Here is an 18,567-nt window from a genome sequence, read left to right as displayed (position 1 = left end):
CTAACGGACACCGCTGACGCGGTGTCCTTGCTCTCTTCGATTCCACAGCGACAACTGACCAGTATCAACAATCTCCTACAGAAGAGCGTGTATCTCATTTTGATCACGCTATCTTGAGAGCGAGTTTGATGGGAGAGCGGAGGTAGCACGTCAGCGGGTGTGTGGCAGTCCTTCTGGTAGGTCGGGACTATTGACCAAACGTTCTCCCGTCGTGAATCGCCCTCACACCACCGTTGTCTGAAAGAGTAGATAGCTCTTGATTGGAAAAGCCCTAAATACGATTCAAACACTTTCCAAATCAGCGAAAATTGTGGAATAAATGGGGATACCACACTGATTCCACAAGTGACTACTTATATGCAGCTAGCTCTCTGAGGACGACGACGTTTCCCATTCCACGTCGTTTTCGCTCGACTAACCCTTTCGTTTCGAGCGTATCGAGTGTTCGACTCACGGTTGCTTCTGATAGTGTGGTGTCTTCGGTGATCTTTCGTTGCTGAACTTCTCCATTGGAATCCAGAACGAGGGTATACACTTCTTCTTCGTTATCGCTAAGTCCGTTTGTTATCCCATCTACCTGTTCTCGATGACTCTCCACAATCTCCTCTGCTGTTGGTAGACTTGGGTTAGTACTATCCGCCGAGTTTTCGGTTCCATCTGCTAGCGGAGACGAATAGCTGTGAGTTACAGCAACAGGTTCTGTCTGTCTTCGGTGTGTGCTAACGGCGAGATACATTCCACTAGCACCAAGTAAACACGCTGAAACTGCAATAATCCCGACCTCTCGGTACTGGAACTGGTTGCTTAGTTCGACAACTTGTGATCCATCATTCGCGATCGAGACTTGCACAGGGGTCGGGTTGATTAACTGGACAGCAAGAACAAGCGTCGCTGCAAGAAATGCGACGGCTGCAAGCAATTGCGTACCGTGGAGAGACGTCATACGCATGAGGATGTGTGAACTACTATTTGCTAAGAACCTGTTGGTTTCTCCATGTGAAATAACTGTGAAAAGCCACTGCAACCCGATGAAATGCGTTTCATCGATTTCCAACCCGTTTTCATCACATCGCTTATCAGGCGTTTCACCGATTGCTGTTGTGTGACTAGCAACGTAAGGCGCACTGTGATACTGCTGGTTAGCTTGGCAGCAGTCGGGACTATTCTAGCCGGTGTTGGAACAGTGGTCGGGATGACTGGTATTCTAGCGGATGGACAACCGACAGAATTCCAGATCACTGAAGAAACTGTCACAGTAACAGATAGGGGTGAAACGTACGTGCTCACTGATGACCTGTCTAACGTGACCTCAGTTGAACTCGTTGAAACTGCTCCTGGGAAGTATGAAATTAGTACTGAACAAAACACGCCGTTCACTGATCAGCAACGAGTAGAGGCGATTTCGCTCGCTACTGAGCAGGATCTCATTCAGCAGTACCTTGCAGACAAAGACGACTATGAGGTTCCCTTCCAGCCGATTCAGGAACTAGACTGGGAGACAGATCAGTTGCGACTCAACGGCACGGACGACAGTGGGAGTCAGATACACATCGAATCCACCTCCGAGGATAGTGTCCGAATTGATCGTGAGCAGAATTATGCCGAGGACCGGGCGTCCATCATAGTCCGACCACATGCTACTGAGCCACCCGCCTATACCGTTGATATTGATATGGAAAACAACGCTGTGATAGAGATCACTGATTGGGAGGCATTAAACGAATCACACTCTTACTCTGACGGTACCGTTCGTGGACCGTGAGTGGTACACGTTTCACTCACGTCTATCAGTAATGCAATCTACCTGTATATGATTTGATTTCTCTCTCTCTCTCTGCGAGTATATTCCTACCTATCCCTAATATACTACGTCTGAGCATAGTACAAGAACGAACAGTGAGGGATCTATTCGGAAACAAATTATTGTTCGACAGCGAGTTCCGTCTCGAGATCGCCGCCGTTCAACAGCGACCGAACGGCTGCGACCTCCTCCGATATTTCGGGGGTGCTCTCGAGTAGCACCGTCTCGCTCGGGAACAGTTGCTCGCCGAGCAGAAGGCCGTGTTCACGCGCGGTCGAGCCGGTGACGGTGAGGTAGACACCGAGGCCGGTGTCAGCGATGGCGGCCTCCTCTTCGTGGCCCTCATCGGGGTACTGGAACTGGATGTCTTCGAGAACACTAGTTCCAAGGACGGCCCGGACCAGGCGTTCGTATCGTGGTTCGATACAGAGTGGACCCTCATAACCGTCGAGGTACTCGCGGTCCAGCGTGGTCGCAGCAGGGACGGTTTCGGGACTACCCATCAGCGTGTGATAGACGGTGTCTCCGAGGCCGGTGACGACGCGAACGTCGGATTCTGCAGGGTCGATTCGAGCGTTGATATCTGCGATCCGACCGAGTGGGTCTGGACGGAGGTCGACGACCTCTTCTAAGACGAGGTCAGCGCTATCGAACCCGAGCGCGAACTCGTGAGTACGAAGTGCGCGGAACGGTTCCTCGCGGCCGACGAGTTGGATTGACGCATTGCTGTTGGTTCCGTCGAGGCCAACTCCATCTGCGCCGTCGAGCGGAATCGTTACGCTATCGAAGACGATCCGCCGTGGCTTGCCGGCGCGCGTATCCCGGACGAGCGTATATTCCGGTGCGATCGGGTCGTCGATCGTGCTGTAGTCTGCGAGACGATGGTACACGTTCTCCTCGTCTGGATCCAGCGAGCCCTTCGTCAGGGCCTTTTCGTGGCGAAGCGTCGACGTAATCTCGTCTGCGAGATCCGGGACGCCAAGCCGACTCGCGAGTCGATCGAGTACCGACTCGAGTGGTCGTCCTTTGCGAGGAACTGCGATCGGAATCGTCTCGCCCATCGACGGGTTCTCACCCGGCGAGAGATAAACGAGTTGCGTTTCGTCGGAAAATAGCCGCGTCCGCGTATCCGCGCTGGTTCCTGTCGTCTTCGATTCGTCCTTAAGAGTCCGAGAACATCGAGCCGAGCTGGTCGCGCCACTCCTGAATCTCGGTCACGTCGTCGCGAACGTCGTCGAGGTCGCGCTCGACGCGCTCGACATCGTCTTCGACAGCGTCCACGTCATCTGCAACGGCCGTCACGTCGCTTTCGACGGCCGAAACGTCAGCTTCGACGGAGTCGATATCCGTGCCGAGATCGTCGACCGCGGTCTGAAGCTCGTCTGCCAGACTGTCGACCGTCGCCTCGAGATCCTCAACGCGACTCTCGACGCTGTCGACAGCGCCGTCGACCGTCTCGAGTTCCGACGTGAGTTCCGTCTCGAGTTGGTCAACATCGGCATCGACCGTCTCCAGGTCGGCGGCAACGTCGTCGACATCGCCGTCGATGCGCTCGGTTCGGTCGTCGAGCGTCTCGACGTCGTCCGTGGTCGACGCGAGGCCGTCTTCGAGATCCGTCGTCCAGTCAGTGAGTGTGTCGACTTCGGTTTCGAGTGCGTCGACCTGCGAGTCGGTGGCCTCGAGTTGGTCGGTCATCGACGAGAGCTCATCTTCGAAGGCGGCGAGTTCGCCGCGGAACTCCTCGATGATCTGCTCGTCGGTGCCGTTCTCACCGAGGAAGGACTCGAGTGCGTCGGTGTAGGCGGCGACCTCCTCGACGCGGGTCTGGAGGTGGGTGAGCTTTGCCTGCTGGGCGCTGGCGGGCGGCGTGTCGGCTGTGTCCGTCTCCGCATCGTCGGACGCGACATCCCCGTCGTCGAGGTTGTCGAGTTCGAGCGCCTCGCGGATGGCTGTGCGGTCTTCGTCTTCGAGGTCGTCGGTTCGGAGTTCGGTTGCGAGCTGGCTGGCGAGGCTCGTGGTGTCTGCCGGTTCGGTAGCGGGTGCCGAGTCGGTGTCATCGACATCGCCAACGTCAGTGTCGTCGGAAGCCGTTCCGCCGTCTCCCTCGTCGATTTCGGCGTTGTCGGGTTCTGAAACCGGTGAGTCATCGGTCTCATCAGCATCGGTGTCGACATCGTCCGTCTCCTCCTGTCCACCGAAGTCGACGGTTTCGTCGCCGGACTCGAGTTCGGTTTCGGTTTCGGTTTGGCTGTCTGTTTCGGTATCGGAGCCGGAGTCGTCAGTGTCGACAATATCGTTTTCGTCGTTTTCGTCGTTTTCGTCGTTTTCATCGCTTCCGTCGTCTTCTACGACTTCCTCCACGCCCTCATCTGCACTCTCCTTACTCTCTTCACCCGCTTCACTGTCTTCCACTTCGTCGGCAACCTCATCCACTGCTTCCGGCGCGTCCAGTTCTGTCTCCGAGTCAGCCTCAGCTAACTCGCCGTCGGAGTCTGCATCCAGATCCAGGTCGTCCTCGTCCAACTCGAGTTCGAGCCCGGGCTCGTCGTTGTTGTCGGGTTCGAGTTCGAGGGTTTCGTCGTCACCCTCTGCATCGGTTGCTGTTTCCGAACTGAGGGCACTCGAGATGGTCTCGTCCTCGTCGAGGTCTGAAATTTCGTCGTCGTTGAAACCAAGGTCGATGTCGGGGGCGTCTCTGTCGGTTTCGTCGCTCGCTGCCCCTGCGTCTGCGTCTGTGTCTGCGTCTGTGTCTGCACCCGAGAGCGGGTCGACATCGTCGAGGTCCAGATTGAGGTCGCCGGAGTCGTCGATGTCGGGTTCGTCTCCGTCGTCGGGAGTGAGATCGAGCGCGTCGGTTTCGTCCTCGAGCTCGAGTTCGATGTCTCCTTTGCCGTCTTCGTCCGCGCTTTCCTGCTCTGCGTCTGTGCTCGCCGCGTCCGCAGCTGGCGTATCGTCGGTCTGCTCGGTCTCGAGTCCCGGCACTGAGCCGGAGTCACCGGCGATCATATCCTTGACTGCCTGCGTACGCTCATCGGAGACGATGCTGTCGATGACGGCGTCGTCGATTTCGTCACCGCCGCTGCTCGCGTCGGCCTCGGAGCTGACTTCGACGATTTCGGGGTCACCGAGGAAGTCGGGAACGACCGATTCGTCGTCGATGCGGATGCCATACACCGTCACGAGCTGTTCGTCGGGCTCGATCGTGTGGGTAAATTCGACGCGATTGTCCTGGAATGCGGTCCAGTCGTCGCTGTAGTACTCGGGGTGGAACCCGACCTTGTCCATCGGGAACGATTCAGGGATGTCTTCGGAGAGTCGAAACGCGACCTGCTCGTCGTGCTCGGATTCGACTTCAAAGCGGAGGGCAGGTACGGGAAACTCGTCCGCCGCGAACGTTTTTCGGACGGTTAGCCCGTCAGCACTGACCTCGACCACGTCGTCCGTGTCGGCGGTGTTACTCATGGGACCAACGTTACTAGACCATTACTATAAATGATACGGACAGTCACGGCGGCCCAATCGTTTCTGCAGGGGAGACTTGTCACATCCGAACTGACGATGTTAGATTCTGACAGGAGCCCTGCGGTCCGTCACTACGACTCGAGTTCGATCCGGTCGCCGATCTCGATGATATCGAGCCGCTGTGGGGACGCGAAGCTCTGTGCGTGGTGGTGAAGCACCTTCGGATCCGAGGTCAGTCCCTTCCACATGTCCCAGTGGCTTGGTGCGAGGCGGTCGAGGTCGAGCGCCGCTGCCGATTCGACGATCTGGTTCTCGTCGTTGTACCAGCGTGTTCGTTTCGGCTCGCGGGTTTCCTTGTCCGGAATCTGGCCGACGGTACCGAACGCGAGCACGCCGAGGTCGATGTCGTACTCCGTACCGATGCGTTCGAACTCGTCGCTCGGCTTGGTGTCGCCGCCGTGGAAGAACGTACCGGCGTCGTGTTCGATGACGTAGCTCACGGGATGGCTCGCGTCGGGGTCGTTCGCCATTTCGACATTGATAGTGAACTCGCCAATCTCGACCGTGTCGCCCTCGCTGACCTCACTGAACTGGTCGTCTCTTACGTCCCACTCGTCGGACCAGGATTCCTCTTCGCGCGCGACCGCGAGGCTGTCGTCGGGAGCGTAGAACGTCGCGCCCGTGTTCGCGAGGATCGGTGCCTGACTCGGGCCGTGGACGTGGTCGGTGTGCTCGTGTGTCGCGAGCACCGCGTCGGCCTCGTCGACATCGTTGGGATCGAACGGGACGGGGATCATCCGGATCGTTCGTGGCGGGTCACCCAGACCGACGTACGGATCGATGTAGATCGTCGTCTCGTCACTTCCCTTGAGGATGAAGCCGTTACAGCCCAGGTACCAGATAGAGACGCCATCCGGCGAGGCGTCTTCGACGTCGCGTACGAGCCAGTCTCCCCAGTCGCTTTGGATCATAGCTGATGATGGGCGGACTGGTTGGGTAAGTGTTACTGTGTCGCCGTTCCCGACTGCGCTGCTGGGGCAGTCAGCACGTTGGAACGTTGGACAGTTGGAACGTCGGACGATCTGGAAGTCAGATTGAGGAGAAGCGGAGTCGAAGTCAGACCCAACGAGACCTGAGACTACCAGGTCCCGTGGAACGTGTCGAACGAAAGCTCGTCGAGTGGCTTGTTCCCGACGGCAATCTCGTATTCGCCGGGCGTGAGCATTGGCTTGTAGAACTGCGGGCCGTCGTCTGTCGTGATCCGCGGACAGCCAGTGTTGACGAACGCGTCCATGTCGAAGTTCCGGAGGCGGTCAGGGGTAACCTCGTCCATCGTGATGAGGTAGGCGTCGTCGTTGTTCTCGAGTATCTGTTGGGCCTGATCCCAGCGACCCTGGCCGATCTTAGTGCAGAAGATGACGCCCCACTTCTGGGCGTCCATCGCCTTGTGAACCGAGGCGTAGCGCTGCTTCATGAATTTCTCCGTGTCCGCGACGGTGACGACGTTGTTGACCGGGTCACCGATGACGACGTGCTTGTCGGGGTGTTCCATCGCGAGTCCGAGCGGGTGGAACTTCCCGCCGCCGACGTAGAGCACCTGGTCGGCGGGCACGTCCGCGCTTGCGTAGTTGCATCCCAGGACCTGCCCCTCGTGAGTGAGTCGCTCGTCGCCACGGCGGCTGTGAACCTCGTAGCCGTGTTCTTCGAGGAACGCCGACATCTCCTCGTAGCGATTCATGTGCTGGGCCGTCGTGACGAGGCCAACACCCTCGGTTTCCTCGGGATCTTCGAGCGTCTCGAGTGCCTCCTCCATAATCGGGAGCACTTCGACGTTCGAGAACAGCGGGACGTAGATGACCTTGTCCGTGTTCTTCATCGGCGAGTGGCCGAAGTGGACGAACACGTCGGTGCGCTTCATCAGATACGTATCGAGGTCACAGGCCCCATAGCAGGGCTGGCCCGAGAGCATGAAGGTCACGTCGTCGTCGGCGAGTTCGCGCAGGTCGTCTGCTACCTTCGGACCGCGGCGCTTGAGACCCTCGGGGAACTGCAGCCCGACCTTCTCGGCGTCGCGTTCCTCGATGGCGTCGATGATCCGATCGAGTTCGTAGTCCCACTCGCGGTCGTGCTTGAGCTGCATTCCGGTGTTCCGAAGATCCCCTTCGGTGTACGTCGACTCTGACTCCGACTCCTGGCTCATTGGCCGTCCTAACGGCCACGAACGTATAACGGCGGCGCTTCTCTGTGTCACCGCGTCTCGGACGAGAGCGCTCGCCGTGCCGGAGTTCGTCAGTCGGTTTGAGTTGACAGAAATGGATTGTACTCGAGTTGCCCGTCCGCACTGTGTCCTGTCCCTGTCCCTGTCCCCGCCCAAACTGTGTCTCCGTCCGAACTGTCCTTTCTTCGAACCCGACCCAACAGTCATAGTACTGGAGTCTAAACGGGGTGGTAATGGCAGCGGAACGGTCTACAGACGGCTATCTCTTCGACCTCTACCGCCGGTATATCGGCGAACCCGAGAACCGGACCGACGTCTATCTCGGGTTCGGTCTGTTCCTGGGTGGGATCGGCCTGGCGGTGGTCGCACTGGTGCTCTTTCTCTGGAGCAGCACGTTCAGCAGAGCAGACGCGGCGTACTTCATGTGGGTTCAACCTGCGTACGCACTCGGGATGCTCTCGCTTCCGGCGATGATCCTCGGTGTCGTCGTCCTCTTACCCGCTGATCGCCGAGTTATCGGCGTCTCGGTGGTCGGCGCGGCGATTACCGTTGTCGCAACGGCTGGGTTCCTATACGCCTATCCCGATAGCTGGAACTTCATGGGCGAGACCGACTACACCGTCGAGGTAACGGCGACCTACGCGGTCGGACTGGCCGGCATCACGGCCTCCACTGGAGCCGCGCTCGTCGCCCACTATCTCGAGTTGGCTCGCCAGGTCGAGACGGTTGAGGTGGGCAAAGATGAGAACGAAAAGTCCGGCCCCGAATACACGGACGCGGATATCGAACGCGACATCGACGAGGCGATGGACGGTGTCGAACTCTCCTGGGGTGGTGTCGAGAAGACCGAGCACAAACGCCTGAGTTTCTCCGAGGATCAGTTCGACAGTGTCTCAGTCGATACCGATGCGGGGACGAAGAAAACTCGCTCGACCGGCGTTGACGCGCAGGTCGAAGGTCTCAAGGGGTTGAAAGGTGGCGAGACGAAGACGACGACCTCGCAATCGACGGTCGACGATCAGACGGCGAAGTTGAAGGAACTGCGCGAGCAGCGGCAGGGGGAAACCGAGGGGCCGACCGAAACTACGGGTAGACGTCGGTCCGGCGATGGCCTGCTGTCCCCGCTCACCGCAGTACTTGAACGGGTTCGGTCCGCTGTTCGACGAGAATAGGCGTTTCGAGCGCTCTAACACTAAATCCTTTGTGAATTTCCGTCTATAGGTTTTAGGTACATAGATTTATAATCTATCGGCCGCCTTGCCCAACCATGGCGAAAGGCCTAGACGTCGGAACCATGAACATCCTGTCTGCACAACAGGATGGGAACGACACGGTATTCGTGCAACAGCGTAATTCCTTCGTAGAGATCGAGTACTCGGATATGGCCGAGCAGATGCTCTCGCGGAGCGAAGTTCTGCACATCCGCAAGGACGACAAGGTGTACGTCGTCGGCGACGATGCCCTGAACTTTGCAAACATCTTCAACAAGGAGACCCGCCGGCCGATGAAACACGGGATCCTCTCGAACGACGAGCAGAGCGCGATCCCGATGATGAAGCTCATCATCGAACAGGTCGTCGGTGAGCCGGCCTACCCAGACGAGAAGCTCTACTTCTCCTCGCCGGCCGATCCGATCGACTCGGATCTCTCGACACTGTACCACCAGAAGACGATCGAGTCGTTCCTTGACGACATGGGATACGACTCCGAACCGATCAACGAGGGGATGTCCGTCATCTACAGCGAACTCGCGGACAACAACTTCACTGGGCTCGGCATCTCCTTCGGTGCCGGGATGACGAACGTCTGTCTGTCCTACTACGCAGTCCCCGTGATGAAGTTCTCCGTCGCCCGCGGTGGCGACTGGGTCGACGAGCAGGCCGCCCGCGCGACGGGCACGCCCGTCGACAAGGTCACTTCCATCAAGGAGGACGACTTCGAACTGGACTTCACGACGGACGTCGGCGGCGTCGAGGGCGCGCTCTCGATCTACTACGAGAACCTGCTCGACTACGTCATCGACAACATCGTCTCGGAAGTCGACGAGGAAGACGTCGAGGAAGGTCTCGATGTTCCTGTCGTCGTCACCGGCGGTACCTCGAGCCCAAGCGGCTTCGAGGCGCTGTTCCGTGACCATCTCGAGGACGCGAGCATCCCGTTCTCGATCAGCGACGTGACGCACGCGAACGAGCCGCTGTACAGCGTGGCCCGCGGTGGCCTCGTCGCAGCCCGCTCGGACGAAGACATCGACCACGACGACGAAGCAGAAGCCGCAGCCGCAAACGAGTAAGCTGACCGTTGTTCGAGCTTCGGACTCCACTGTCCGGACGCCGAACATCGAACATCGAACATCGACTGTCAGTTTCAGTCACTCGATTTTTTGCGCACGTACTCGAGTACAGAGAGAGCCGTAGTGCCAGTCCAGGAGTGGAACTGTCAATCCAATGTGGATGATAGACAGATCAAAGCCTTGCGTCTCAATGGAACTCGGAACCAACTAGCTGGCTGTTGGCGTTGGGACTTGCATTGAACTCCGTTAGAACCGCTCAGTCGTCATAAAATCGGTTGAACGCGTCGCGCCAGGATTCACGCTCCTCGGGTGGGCGCTCGTGCTCGACCGGAATATCCGCGTACGCACAGTGTGGACAGGAGACGGTCGACACCTCCCCCAGAGAGAGTTCTTCGAGCGAGCTCTGACACCGTGGACACTCCATACTCATTACTCTCACGGCCACTCCTTAACTCTATTCGAACTTTCTGCATTTCCATCATGAAGCGTGTAACCCGACTGGAGCGCCGAAATCGCGACTTACTGCCACTTGCGTATTACTACTGAACATTTACAAAGGTTTTTGTATGCAACTCATGTATGTGGTTGTATGAGCACCACGTCATCCGCCGACCACCCGACCACGATCGACTGCTGTCGACCAGCCGATGTTAGCCCCGTCTCCGTTGAAGCCAGTGCACTCGAGTCCACCGCGCCCGGCCACCTCCGCGATCTCAAGCGCGAGTTCGCTGCCGAAGGGTTCTCGCCTGTCGAACTGACGGTTGAGGCGTGCTTCGACGAGGACTGCTCGCTCGCGACTCAGGACGAAATCAACCGTGTTCGCGACTACGTCCGCGCCGCGTCGTTCCTCGGGGCGGGAACCGTCACGGTCGCCATCGACGACGTTGCGAACCCGGAGAAGGTCCGTCCCGCTCTCGCCGCCTGTGCCGAACGCGCTGAGCGCGAGGGCCTCGTGTTCGATCTCGACCACGAGAACGGGTCCGAGGGTTCCTTCACGCTCGACGACTGAGCTGTCCGCATGGCAGGTCGTTCCCGGCGGACGCTCGCGCGTGAACTCGAGTCGATCGCTGATTTTGAATCGCCGTCGCCATCGTTAGAGCAGTATCTCACGCCGCCGGAGATTGCGGCCCATATTGCGCATCTAGCTGGGTTGCAGGACGACCTCGAGGGGCCGGTGATCGATCTCGGCACCGGCACCGGTATGCTGGCAAGCGCGGCCGCACTCGCGGGTGCCAAGCAGGTTCTCGGCGTCGATCTCGATCCTGACGCGCTCGCACTCGCTCGGGAGAACGCAGCGCGCGTCCGGGCAGATTCGCAGACAGACTGGGTTCGGGCAGATGTCTCGCGACAGCCGCTGCCCTTCTCGTTCTCACGTTCCGCAGGATCTGCAACCGTGCTCTCGAACCCACCGTTCGGTGCACAGCGTGGTAATCGACACGCAGATCGGGAGTTTCTCGAAGCCGCTCGCTCGCTCGCGGCCGTTTCCTACACGATTCACAACGAAGGAAGCCAGGAGTTCGTCGAGTCCTACGCGGCCGACGAGGGCGGGACGGTGACCCACGCGTTTCGGGCCGCATTTCCGATCGAGCGCCGCTTCGAGTTCCATACCTCGGAGAGCGAGGAACTCGCGGCGGAGGTCTTTCGGATCGAGTGGGCGTGATGCGGTTTCTACCGTGCTGGCTGGACGACACTCACTGCTCGAGATGCTCGAGTTTCAGCGTGCGTCCGACGCGCCAGCCGGTGATGCCGGCGACGACTGTACCAACGATGAGTGCGAGCGCGAAGCCGGCGGCGTAGACCTCGACGGGCGTTCGAAGCAGATTTTCGAAGCCGACCAACGAGAGCGCGACGCGGTTCAGCCCGTCCGCGAGTAGTGGTGTCGCGGCGACGCCGACGATACCGCCGAGTAGTCCGATAACGAGTCCCTGTGCGGCGATCATCCCCGAGAGAAGCCCGCGAGAGAGTCCGATAGCCCGGAGTGCGGCGAGCTCGCGGCGCTGTTGGGTGACCATGAGCGCGAACAGGTTGATGGTGAGCACCGAACCGCCCACGACGGCCAGCCCGACCAGCGTCATCCCGCTTGCGAGGACGAGCGGCTGTTCGGCGACCATCGCTTCGATCTGCTCGTCGCTGGTCCGCACGTCGTACTCGGGGTATTCCGTCGCCAGGTCGTCGCGGACAGCTTCCTGATCGGTCCCGTCCTCTACGTCGGCGGTGATGAACGTCGCGCGGTCCGTTCCCGTCGTCCCGGCAACGATCTGCAGGTCCGGCAGCGGCACCGTCGCCGCGGGCGTTCCGAGGAACTGCGAGTAGTAGGACGCGATGCCGACCACGGTAAACTCGTACTCCGGCGCGGTCTGGCGACTCGTTCCGACGTAGACTGTGTCGCCGACGTCTGCGCCAGCGTCTTCCGCAACCTGCGGATCGAGAACGATTTCGGCAGTCTGTGGCTCAGTCGGCCGCTCGCCTTCGTCCGGCAGCTCCGCATGATCGAACCCTGAGCCGGCCTCGAAGTCGAAGCCGTCGTGTGTCTCCTGAACGCCGACGGCAGTGGTGCGCTCGAGTTGGTCCGGCTCCGTCCCGATGTACACTTGGTGCATCGCGAGCGGTGCGGCCGAACTGATGTCGTCGCGTTCAGTGAGCGCGGCGGACGTGCCGTGTGCGTCGGGGATCGGGTTCTCGGCCCCGTTCGCGGATGGATCGACTGGATCGCTGGTGACCCAGATGTCCCGGTCGGCGTTGTCCAGACCGGTTTCGCCGACCTCGACGACGCCAACGCCAAGACTCGCGAGCAGGGTGATCGCGAGCACCGAGAGGGTAACTGCGAGAACGGCGAGGACGGTTCTCCCGGGCGACCGCCGTAGCTGTGCAAGCGCGATACCGATGACGGCCCGCGTCCGGACGAATGGCGAGAGCAGTCCCATCAGCGACTCACCTCTGCGAGCACCGACGTCCGGGCCGCAACGACGAGCGGATACGGAATCGCGATCAACCCGGCGACAAACGCGATGGCGACGGCGTAGGGGACAAACAGGGTGTGGGCCTGCGCGACGGCTCCCGGTGCGCCGCCCGCGCTCGCGGCGGCATTGACGCCGTGAATCGCCAGTATCCCGAGCACGCCGCCAAGCACCGCTCCGCACAGCGTCAACACCTGTGTCGAAATAGCGACAACCGCGAGGCGACTGTGGGTCGGGAAGCCGACGGACTCGAGTACAGCGAGCATACGCCGGTCTTCGTTGACGGTCATGCCGGCGGTCGTCGCAACGAAGGCGGCGCAGATGGTGACGCCGACGAGCAGCGCGAGGGCGCTGGTGACGAACGCCAGTCCGTCGTCGAACAGGAGCGACGGGTGGGTGGTGTCGGGCGCGTCGACGGTTTCGTCGGGATAAGCCCCATTCGCGGCGGCCGTCGCGGCGTCGTCCTCGCCCCAGACAAGCACTTGGTCTGCGAGTTCGCCCTCGCTCGCGCCCGCGAACGTCTGGAGCTCGCTCAGGTGGACGAGCGCAACAGGGGTGCCCTCGTCGTCACTTTCGCCGGACGGCTCCTCGACTGCCGTGACCGTTATCGCCGGACTCTCGACGCCCATCGCCTCGAACTGCGAACTCGAGAGGGCCAGGTCGTCGTCCTGGGTTGCGTCGAGACGGTCGGCCGCGGCACTCGAGAGGACGATCTCGCCGCGTTGTGGCCCGGTGTAGGAGCCGTCCGCGTAGTGCGGATCACCGGACTCGAGTGCCCCAGTCGAGAGGCCGGCGACGGTCCGGGACTCGTCGTCTGGGACAACGCCGACGAGGAGGACGGTCTGGGGGCTATCCTCGCCGCCGTCGTGCTCGAGTCGTACCGGTTCGATGAGAACCGGACTCGCGTGGTCGACGCCGGGTTCCTCGCGGATGGTCGCCGCGCGTTCGTTCGTCTCACCGAGTCGGGCTCCTTCGACGCCGTTGACGGAGGCGAGGAGGTCCGTCGACTCGGGCATGATCTGGGCGGTAGCATCGTTCTCGCTCGTCGTGCCGCCGTCGGCGAGCGCGAGCGCGATGCCGGTTACGAGCACGAGCAGCGCGACGGTCATCGCGACGGCGGCGATGGTCGCGACGATCCGGCCCGAGGTCGCCTTCGTCGCTCGCCGCCAGAGTCTGGCAACCGAGAGCCTGAGCAGTCCGACCCAGCGCGTTCGACTCGTCTCGCGCGCGTCGAACGCTTCGGCTACTGGGTCGTTCTCGTGGTCGCTGTCCTCACGTCCACCGCGTTCTCCATCTTCCCCACTCTCTCCGCGCTCTCCACCATCTCCCCGCTCATCCGACGGCCCACGGCTACCCACCATCCGAAACCACCCGTCCGTCCCGCAACGTGAGTACCCGGTCCGCGACTGCGAGTGTCGCCTCGTCGTGCGAGGCGAGGATGACCGCCCGCTCACGACCAATCTCGGTCAGTAACTCGAGTACGGTCTCGCCGGTCGCGGTGTCGAGCTCGCCGGTGGGCTCGTCGGCGATGACGACGTCGGGGTCGGTCGAGAGTGCGCGGGCGATGGCGACGCGCTGGCACTCGCCACCGCTGAGTTCGCTGGGGAGGTGCGTCGTTCGGTCGCCGAGGCCGACTCGCTCCAACAATGCTGTGGCGCGTCGTCGACGTTTGCGCTTCGAGACGCCGGTCTGGACGAGCGGCAGTGCGACGTTCGCTCGCGCGGAGAGCGAGGGAAGCAGGTGGAAGTGCTGGAAGACGATCCCAACGTGCTGGCGGCGCACGCGCGTTCGCTTCCGGTTCGAGAGCGCAGAGAGCTCCGTGCCGTGAAGTTGGACGGTGCCGCTGGTCGGCACGAGCAGCCCGGCGACGAGGTGGAGAATCGTCGACTTACCGCTGCCACTCGGTCCCTCGAGGCCGACGATTTCGCCGGGCTGGATATCGACCGAGACGTTCCGGAGCGCGGTGACGGTTCGGCGGTCGCCCGCTCGAAATCGGCTCCCGCCCGTCCCGTACTCGTGTGTCACGTCCGCGAGTCGGACAGCAGACGGTGTCCGGTGGTCGTCCGCAGTCTGTGCCGCCGACGACGCCAGGCTTCCAAGTACGCGGTGGATCATCTGTGCAGCGCTCAACTCGGTCGAGAAGACGGATCACCGGGCCATTGTTTCTGTCCGGCTTCCGTCTGCCATGTGGCGGTTAACGGTGTGGCCGATTCGTCGGTTTCTCTGTCATCCCAGACCCGAACGATACCACCCACCTACTGTCGTATTCGCCCTCGTTGTGCCAGTTACCGCCGGCGAACGAACAGTGTAGGCGCTCGCAACAGCGTGAAACGTCAACGTACGAGCGAGTGTTCTGCGGAACCGAGTGTTCAACGAAACAGAGTCTCAGTGAGCCCGAAACATGGGGGCGGGTTGCGCTCGTGATGTGAAGTGTGAGTGTAAGTGTGAGTGTGAGTATGAGTATGACTGTAAGAATCGGAACACGCAGCTCCAAGTCGATCAGTACTCGTGATCTTCCATCGTCGCGATCACGACCTCGGTTCCGTCCGACGAGGCCACAAGTACGTCCTCAGTTCGCTCGAAGACCACACCGCCGGCTTCGACCGCCTCGTTCTCGCCCGGCACGGCCGTCGTACTCGTCGCTTCCGTCTCGATTTCCTCGACTTCGAGGACGAACTCGCCGGCGTCGGACCCCAGCGTCACCGTCCGGCCGTTGATAATCGCTTCCGCAATCGACTCCTCGGACTCGTAGGCCAGCTGGCGGTTCTCCTCGTCGCCCTCGAGCCACAGCCAGACCTGATAGACACTCTCACCGCCGACCGGCTCCCAACCCGTCCGCTCGACGTGGACCGTCTCTCGCCAGCCGGGCTCGCCCACGGTCACCGTCTCGGAGCCAGTCGCCTCGAGTTGCTCTTTCGTCACCGCTTCCAACCAGATGCTGTGGCGTTCGTTTGAGACAATCACGCCGCTTCCGGCCAGTCCAGAATCGTTGATCGCCACGTCGAGTCCGATCCCCGAAACCAGTTCGTTCGACGCGTTCTCGTCGTACTCGACGATGTACCCGCCGACTTCGATCGCACCCGGTGCTGCTCCGTCGCTTGTGGACTCGACGACTGCCAGATTGACGGGAATCGCCATCCCCGCGAGCACCGCAAGCACGAGTGCCACGGCCAGAAACGCGACGCCGCGCTGGGTCATCCTCGACGCTGTGGTTCCTGCTACTGTCTGCGTGTGTGGCTTCTCTCCGCTGTCTGGAGTCGCGCCGATTGACAGCTCCCGAATCCGATCCCTGCGGTCACCCGTTATGTCCGGCGATGAGGGATTAAACTCGTCTTCGCTTCCGTCTTCGCTTCCGCCTTTGGCTCCGGCCCCAGACAACTCGAGTACCCGCTCGATTCGCGAGCGGTGAGTTGCGTCTGGGCCGCCGTTGCTGACGGAACTCGATTTGGAGGTCCGCCGGCCATTGCGGCTACCAGAGCTGGTCAGCCGCCGAAGAAGCGATCGAACTGGTCGCTTCGGAACCGGTCGATCCGGGGCGGCACTCGCGAGCGTGATGACGAGCGCGAGCACGACGACGATGGCGACGCCGGGTCCTCGAAAGAGCAGGTAGGAGTTCCCCTCGCCGAACCAGTAAATCTGCCACAACCCCTTCGAGAAGGCGTAGAGAAGGACGGCCAGCCAGAGGTGAAACGGGTTCGGCCGCTCGTTGCGGCGCTCGAGGACGAGTAGCCCGAGCACGAGCCCGAGGAAGAAGCCGAGCGCGTGTCCCTGGATCGCGATACCGGCCCAGGACGGAGCCGTCGCCGGACTCGGTGTCGCGACGTAGACGCTCACCGCGTCCTGCAGCGCCCGCGAGACCGTCAGGAGTGCGCTCTGGACGGCGACTGTCGCGATCAGCGTCGCGATCGGGTAGTGGACGATGGCGAAGCCGGCGAACGCGAAGATGATACTCGAGAAGCCGATGACAGGTCCGAGTCCGAACAGGCTTGTGACGAGACCGAGCACGATCACTGCGAGTGGGAAGAGAATGAACGCTCGAATCCAGGGCGTTGTGCGGAGCCACTCGAGTCGGGAACGGACGCGGCCTCGCTCGTCATCGCGTGAGCGGGGTTCGTCTGTCCGGTTGCGGCTGGGGTAGTGGCCCCACGCGTACTCTGCAATCGGCGCGGCGACCGCTGCGCCGGCGAGATTGCCGGTGAGGTGGCCCAGACTGGCGTGAGAGAACGAGGCGGTCGCGATGCCAAGCGGCGTGAAGTACGACCAGGCCCGGTACGGAATCGTCACGGGCTCTGTGAGGTTCGTGATCCCGTCCTGGACGAAGAGGTAGACGGCGATCACGGTGCCGATGACGACGAGCGAACCCCACGGGACGCCAAAGAGCAGCCGTTGCCGTGTGATATTTCGCCAGCGCGTGCCCGGTCGGTGGAGACGACTCACCACGGCTACCGAGAGCGCAAACGTAGTGACAATAATGGCCGCAAAGAGGGCTGTAACCGGGCGCATGTGGGACTGGTTCGCCCGCGGGCGTATAGGGATTTCTGTCGCTATCGACCCGTACGTCGGTGCCGTCCCTGTCTTTTGCTTTCCGTCCGTGAGCGCTCGCTTCAACGGCGTCTGGCCCGGATTCTCATCCCGACAGGCGCAGGCACTGTCGTTTTACTCGTCGGTCGAATTAATCCATGTGAATTATGAGCACAACTCCATCAGACGATCGTTCAGACACTGATACCGGCGGGACCGACCGTAGCACGTCCCAAACTGACCGCGACGTGATCAATACAGACGTGATGCAGTGGGTGAGCGCGCTTGCCGCGCTCGTCGGCCTGTGGCTCGTCGCATCGCCGTTCCTCATCGAGTCCACGGAAGCGGCGATCTGGAACAACACGCTCGTTGGGACGGCGATCTTCCTGCTCGCCGGCTACAACTTCTACCGACTCACGAGGAATCGCCTTGCGAACGTCAGCGTCGCCTCACTCACCGTCCTGCTCGGCCTCTGGGCGCTCGTCTCGCCGTTTGCGATCGAGATGGGGAGTACTGACCTCGCGACGAGTACCATGCTCTCCGGCCTCGTCGTCGCCATTCTGTCGGCCTACAGCGCCTACGAGAACAACAGGACAGAGGCACCCGAACGCGCTCGGACGCGGGCCTGAGACGAACGTTGGAGGGGGCGGCCACGAATGGTCAGCTACGCACCACCCAGTCGCCCGCGTTTGTTCTTTCCTCGACTCGACACCCATAGAGACATGTCTGCCCGCAGAGACACACCAGATACCCCGTCCCCAGAAACCCACCTACTCTCAAAGAGACGCCTACTTCAGGCGACGCGTCGCAGCGAGAACCGGAAACGGCTTCGAAAGGTACAAGCGCCCGACGAACGGATGACGTGGCATGGAACTGCGGGTCACCGAGAGCAGCGAGGACGAACTCTCGATCGAAATCGCCGGCGAGGATCACACCTTTATGAACGTCCTCAAGGGCACACTGCTCGAACACGACGACATCAGCGCAGCAACGTACGACGTGAACCCCGAGCAGTCGGGTGGACAGACCGAACCAATTCTGACGATCAAGACCGAAAACGACGTCGACCCCCTCGATGCACTCGAGGAGGCAGCAGTCGACGTACGCGAGAAGGCAGTCGCGTTCCGCAAGGCGTTCGAAGCGGCCGCGTAACCACTGTTCTCCCACTTACGCTTCGCTGCTACGTCGCTTCAACCCCGAAGCCAGGGGTACAGTCGAACCGGGGTGACCTGTCTCAATACTGCCGTCGTACCCCCATTATACTATCACTCCGTGCAGAATCCGACTCGAACCGATCCTGTCCGCGACAGTCACGTAC

General features: G+C 60.9%; 17 protein-coding genes. 7 read left to right on the top strand and 10 right to left on the bottom strand.

Translation table 11 applies throughout. The annotated features are described in order from the left end of the window. Positions 1-349: 349 nt before the first annotated feature. Positions 350-943 carry a helix-turn-helix transcriptional regulator gene (locus tag C482_RS20440; protein ID WP_083858610.1) on the bottom strand — a complete coding sequence of 198 codons (594 nt, stop codon included), beginning with the start codon at positions 941-943 and terminating at the stop codon, positions 350-352. Between the two features lie 159 nt (positions 944-1,102). Between C482_RS20440 and C482_RS10850 the strand changes: the two genes are divergently transcribed. Beyond that, positions 1,103-1,762, top strand: a complete 660-nt coding sequence (locus C482_RS10850; protein WP_241431915.1) for a hypothetical protein — start codon at positions 1,103-1,105, stop codon at positions 1,760-1,762. A 158-nt stretch (positions 1,763-1,920) separates the two neighbouring features. Here the strand turns inward: C482_RS10850 and C482_RS10845 are convergent, their stop codons facing one another. The 4 genes from C482_RS10845 to dph2 form a co-directional block, all read right to left on the bottom strand. Then, the gene (locus C482_RS10845) at positions 1,921-2,862 is read right to left on the bottom strand and encodes a hypothetical protein (RefSeq protein WP_006167667.1); all 942 of its coding nucleotides are present in this window, start codon (positions 2,860-2,862) and stop codon (positions 1,921-1,923) included. A gap of 100 nt (positions 2,863-2,962) precedes the next feature. Then, positions 2,963-5,263: a midas domain-containing protein gene (locus tag C482_RS10840; RefSeq protein WP_006167666.1), complete on the bottom strand. Its 2,301-nt coding sequence runs from the start codon at positions 5,261-5,263 to the stop codon at positions 2,963-2,965. 131 nt (positions 5,264-5,394) lie between these two features. Further along, positions 5,395-6,234: an MBL fold metallo-hydrolase gene (locus tag C482_RS10835; protein ID WP_006167665.1), complete on the bottom strand. Its 840-nt coding sequence runs from the start codon at positions 6,232-6,234 to the stop codon at positions 5,395-5,397. Between the two features lie 167 nt (positions 6,235-6,401). Then, on the bottom strand, positions 6,402-7,463 hold the full coding sequence (gene dph2 / locus C482_RS10830; protein ID WP_006167664.1) for a diphthamide biosynthesis enzyme Dph2: 1,062 nt from the start codon (positions 7,461-7,463) through the stop codon (positions 6,402-6,404). 251 nt (positions 7,464-7,714) lie between these two features. Between dph2 and C482_RS10825 the strand changes: the two genes are divergently transcribed. Further along, entirely contained in the window at positions 7,715-8,653 is a 939-nt protein-coding gene (locus tag C482_RS10825; protein ID WP_006167663.1) for a DUF7139 domain-containing protein, read from the top strand. Positions 8,654-8,748: 95 nt separating this feature from the next. Continuing rightward, positions 8,749-9,771, top strand: a complete 1,023-nt coding sequence (locus C482_RS10820; protein ID WP_006167662.1) for a disk-shape morphogenesis protein volactin — start codon at positions 8,749-8,751, stop codon at positions 9,769-9,771. 256 nt (positions 9,772-10,027) lie between these two features. Here the strand turns inward: C482_RS10820 and C482_RS21145 are convergent, their stop codons facing one another. Continuing rightward, the gene (locus tag C482_RS21145; protein WP_006167661.1) at positions 10,028-10,195 is read right to left on the bottom strand and encodes a zf-TFIIB domain-containing protein; all 168 of its coding nucleotides are present in this window, start codon (positions 10,193-10,195) and stop codon (positions 10,028-10,030) included. A 165-nt stretch (positions 10,196-10,360) separates the two neighbouring features. Between C482_RS21145 and C482_RS10815 the strand changes: the two genes are divergently transcribed. Together C482_RS10815 and C482_RS10810 are read left to right on the top strand one after the other, a co-directional pair. Continuing rightward, positions 10,361-10,780: a hypothetical protein gene (locus C482_RS10815; protein WP_006167660.1), complete on the top strand. Its 420-nt coding sequence runs from the start codon at positions 10,361-10,363 to the stop codon at positions 10,778-10,780. 9 nt (positions 10,781-10,789) lie between these two features. Further along, positions 10,790-11,431, top strand: coding sequence for an METTL5 family protein (locus tag C482_RS10810; RefSeq protein WP_006167659.1), 642 nt, complete (start codon positions 10,790-10,792; stop codon positions 11,429-11,431). Between the two features lie 31 nt (positions 11,432-11,462). Here C482_RS10810 and C482_RS10805 read toward each other — a convergent pair whose 3' ends face one another. From C482_RS10805 to C482_RS10790, 4 genes are all read right to left on the bottom strand, one after another. Next, complete coding sequence (locus C482_RS10805) at positions 11,463-12,695, bottom strand: ABC transporter permease (protein WP_006167658.1); 1,233 nt, start codon at positions 12,693-12,695, stop codon at positions 11,463-11,465. After that, complete coding sequence (locus C482_RS10800; protein ID WP_006167657.1) at positions 12,695-14,089, bottom strand: ABC transporter permease; 1,395 nt, start codon at positions 14,087-14,089, stop codon at positions 12,695-12,697. Before C482_RS10800 ends, C482_RS10805 begins: the two co-directional genes overlap by 1 nt. Next, positions 14,079-14,843 (bottom strand): ABC transporter ATP-binding protein, encoded by a 765-nt coding sequence (locus C482_RS10795; protein ID WP_006167656.1) that lies wholly within the window; start codon positions 14,841-14,843, stop codon positions 14,079-14,081. Before C482_RS10795 ends, C482_RS10800 begins: the two co-directional genes overlap by 11 nt. A 384-nt stretch (positions 14,844-15,227) precedes the next feature. Then, a complete protein-coding gene (locus tag C482_RS10790; protein WP_006167655.1) occupies positions 15,228-17,231 on the bottom strand; it encodes a rhomboid family intramembrane serine protease in 2,004 nt (667 codons plus the stop codon). A gap of 185 nt (positions 17,232-17,416) precedes the next feature. Between C482_RS10790 and C482_RS10785 the strand changes: the two genes are divergently transcribed. Then, on the top strand, positions 17,417-17,878 hold the full coding sequence (locus C482_RS10785) for an SPW repeat domain-containing protein (protein ID WP_006167654.1): 462 nt from the start codon (positions 17,417-17,419) through the stop codon (positions 17,876-17,878). Between the two features lie 238 nt (positions 17,879-18,116). Next, positions 18,117-18,401, top strand: a complete 285-nt coding sequence (locus C482_RS10780; RefSeq protein ID WP_006167653.1) for a DNA-directed RNA polymerase subunit L — start codon at positions 18,117-18,119, stop codon at positions 18,399-18,401. The last annotated feature ends 166 nt before the right edge of the window (positions 18,402-18,567 follow it).

It is taken from the genome of Natrialba chahannaoensis JCM 10990 (assembly GCF_000337135.1).
Classification (GTDB): Archaea; Halobacteriota; Halobacteria; order Halobacteriales; family Natrialbaceae; genus Natrialba; species Natrialba chahannaoensis.
This window is presented reverse-complemented; position numbering and strand designations above follow the sequence as displayed.